Raw genomic sequence first — 2,796 nt, 5'->3', positions numbered from 1 at the left:
AAGGGATAAGCGCTGAAAGCATATAAGCGCGAAACCCACCACAAGATGAGATTTCTTTTAAGGATCGTGGGAGATGACCACGTTGATAGGCTACAGATGTAAAGGCAGTAATGTCATAGTCGAGTAGTACTAATAATCCGTAAGCTTATGTACACCCTTTTCTCTCCCGTCTCGTCTTAGGACGAGACGGGAGAGAAGAAACTTTCTAATACGCTTTTTATGTTCTTTATCTCAGTATGTTAAGATATTAGCTCGACGCAGAGCAGTTGATGGTTAATAGTTGACAGTTGCTGGAGAAATCCATCAGCCGACAGCCAAAAACCAACAACCAACAGCCTTAAGGTGGTTATTGCGGCGGGGCTCACCTCTTCCCATCCCGAACAGAGTAGTTAAGCCCGCCTGCGCAGATGGTACTGCAGTTATGTGGGAGAGTATGTCGCTGCCTTTCTTTTGAAAACCCTTCATCATATTGATGAAGGGTTTTTTGTTTTATGCCATTTATTTGCATCATTTGTATTGTGGCTGTGCTTTATTAAAAGGAGATCCAGGATCAAGTGCAAAAGTTTTTTTGAAAATAAATAATTTTGAAAACTATTCTAAATTACCCAATCAGTATGCTGTATTGTCCGAATGTGCAATACATCGTTTTCGTAAGGTTAAAATAACAACTGCATCAGAGAATACAGTTGTGTTTTGGTTGGAATTATGATGCTACTTTAGCAATAGAAATTATTACTAATTTAAAACGGCAGTATCATGAAAACGATTTTAAAATTAAGTCTTATAGTATTAATAGCTTTGACCGGCATCAATACGTACGCAATCAATGGTGATTTTTTGCTTCATGTAAAAAAAGAAAACGGAAAAGAAATCAGTTTTTCGGTAAATGAGATTCAAAAAGCCAATGTGACGATCTATGATGAGTCACACCATGTGATTTATAATGAAACCGTAACAGGAAAGGAAGGAATTGCGAGAGCCTACAGCCTTGAGGAATTTCCGGAGGGGGTTTACTTCTTGGAAGTGGAGACTAATCTGAAGAAAGTGACCCACGAGATAGTGGTTACAAATCARGGGTCGACATTGTCCAGAAAAGCTGTTGSCGAAGTGTACAAAGGCGGCTTGAAAATGAAAAATGAAAATATCGCAACGGTGAATTGATTTGTTGCGTTTTGGTTAAGTTAGGATTTTGAGAAAACAGCTCTGATTTKGGGGCTGTTTTTTTGTTTTTTAAATACTTTCAAATTAGTCAAAATGCTGTTCTGAAAACGTATTTGCATGAGGGATGGAAATGGCATCTCCCGATTTAGAAAAACAAGGCTTTTTTGCCGTAGTTTTTGTTAATCGGGAATATAATGTACAGCCCGACCCTTGGGGCATGCCAAAACTATTTTATTTTGCCAAATAGCTTTTTATAAAAAAAGCCACCAAAACTTAATTTGATGGCAGATTATATATTAGGCTAAATTAAAATATTTATTGTTTGATGAACTTCATCACTTTTATCTGATTGTCTTCGTTGTAAACTTTTATAAAATACAAACCATTATTTAATTCGCTTATATTATATTGGTATTCTTTAGTATGAGGTTTGTTGAAGGTTTTGATTAATTGTCCAGTTATTGCATAAATTTGAATTTTGGCAGTATCTGTATTTAATGAAAAGTAATTTGAAGCTGGATTTGGTGAAATGAAAATATCTTTCATGATTTCAAAATCAGTTGTAGCTAGGACTGTTGATTTATTTCCGTAGATTCTAAATTCACCAGGCTGTAAGCTAATTGTGGTATTAATATCTGTGACGTTGAATGGGGAATTGTCCATTAGATTGTACCACGTTCCAGTGTATTGAAATCCTGTTGCCACATTTTGGGCAGTTACGTCAAAGTTAGCAATGATAAGAACATCTTTAAGAGCTGAACTTGCCAATGAACTATTGGTTATTTTAATGTTTGGAGTTAAAGTAGTGGCTGACGGAATTGTTGCTGTACCTGAAAAAACAGGTTCGGTTGTTTTTAAAGCAATCATTCTTGCCCAATCATAATAGATTTTATTTCTGGAATTATCGCCCAACCAGTTATTAATCCATTGAGGCTGTGGTTTGGTTGATAATTTACAGTCACCAGCTATTGTTGATGAATTATCATTTACGGTGCCATCAGTACAGGTATAAATAGAGGCGTCCCACCCTAATTCACCAAAATGCCATATCATTTTTGGACCAGGTATTAATAAAGTAACAGCTCCTATGGCTGACATTCTTGATAATGCAGTGTTTAATGTTTTCACGTTATACGTTCCGCTTGAATTTCCGAACTGTATATTTTTATACATTAGACGTTCTTCGTCATGGCTTTCGGCATATCCCATGACTCTGTTTCCTAGGAAACCGTTATGGTTTGGCCCATACATTCTTGAAATATCGTTACTTGAATTATATCCCATTGATAATTGATTATAATTATCGGTCATTTTTCCCCACATCATTACTCCTTTGCTAGGAGTTTCGGAAAATCTGTAATTTGCCCATTCTTTTTCTTCGGCATCAGAACCTAAATGTTCAAAAATTGTATAATGAGTTGGATCCAATGACCAAGAATAATCGGCATATTCTTTTAAGATGTCTACTCTGTCCTGTTGGTAACTATTGGTGCAATTTTCATCTGAGGCCGTGCAGTTTTGTGTAAATCCTTTGGTTAAATCCCAGCGAAAACCATCAATTTTGTATTCTTGAATCCATTGTTTGATAACTCTTTTTACATAGTTTTTTGTTAATGCTGATGAATGATTAAAATC

At 35.9% G+C, this 2,796-nt stretch carries 3 protein-coding genes and 2 rRNA genes; 3 read left to right on the top strand and 2 right to left on the bottom strand.

Annotated elements, in window-relative coordinates; translation table 11 throughout:
* From AC1DVP_RS21180 to AC1DVP_RS21170, 3 genes are all read left to right on the top strand, one after another.
* Nucleotides 1–153: ribosomal RNA gene (locus AC1DVP_RS21180) — 23S ribosomal RNA — on the top strand; the annotation flags it as partial.
* Between the two features lie 185 nt (nucleotides 154–338).
* Nucleotides 339–448, top strand: a 5S ribosomal RNA gene (gene rrf, locus AC1DVP_RS21175).
* 308 nt (nucleotides 449–756) lie between these two features.
* On the top strand, nucleotides 757–1,161 hold the full coding sequence (locus AC1DVP_RS21170) for a T9SS type A sorting domain-containing protein (RefSeq protein WP_477185453.1): 405 nt from the start codon (nucleotides 757–759) through the stop codon (nucleotides 1,159–1,161).
* Nucleotides 1,162–1,245: 84 nt separating this feature from the next.
* Here AC1DVP_RS21170 and AC1DVP_RS21165 read toward each other — a convergent pair whose 3' ends face one another.
* The gene (locus tag AC1DVP_RS21165) at nucleotides 1,246–1,380 is read right to left on the bottom strand and encodes a hypothetical protein (RefSeq protein ID WP_477185452.1); all 135 of its coding nucleotides are present in this window, start codon (nucleotides 1,378–1,380) and stop codon (nucleotides 1,246–1,248) included.
* 96 nt (nucleotides 1,381–1,476) lie between these two features.
* Nucleotides 1,477–2,796 (bottom strand): T9SS type A sorting domain-containing protein (locus AC1DVP_RS21160; RefSeq protein ID WP_477185451.1); only part of this gene is annotated, 1,320 nt, incomplete at its 5' end.

Source organism: Flavobacterium sp. P3_A6, from assembly GCF_056403035.1.
Note: the sequence above shows the minus strand (reverse complement) of the source record. Positions and strands in the feature narration are given on the sequence as shown.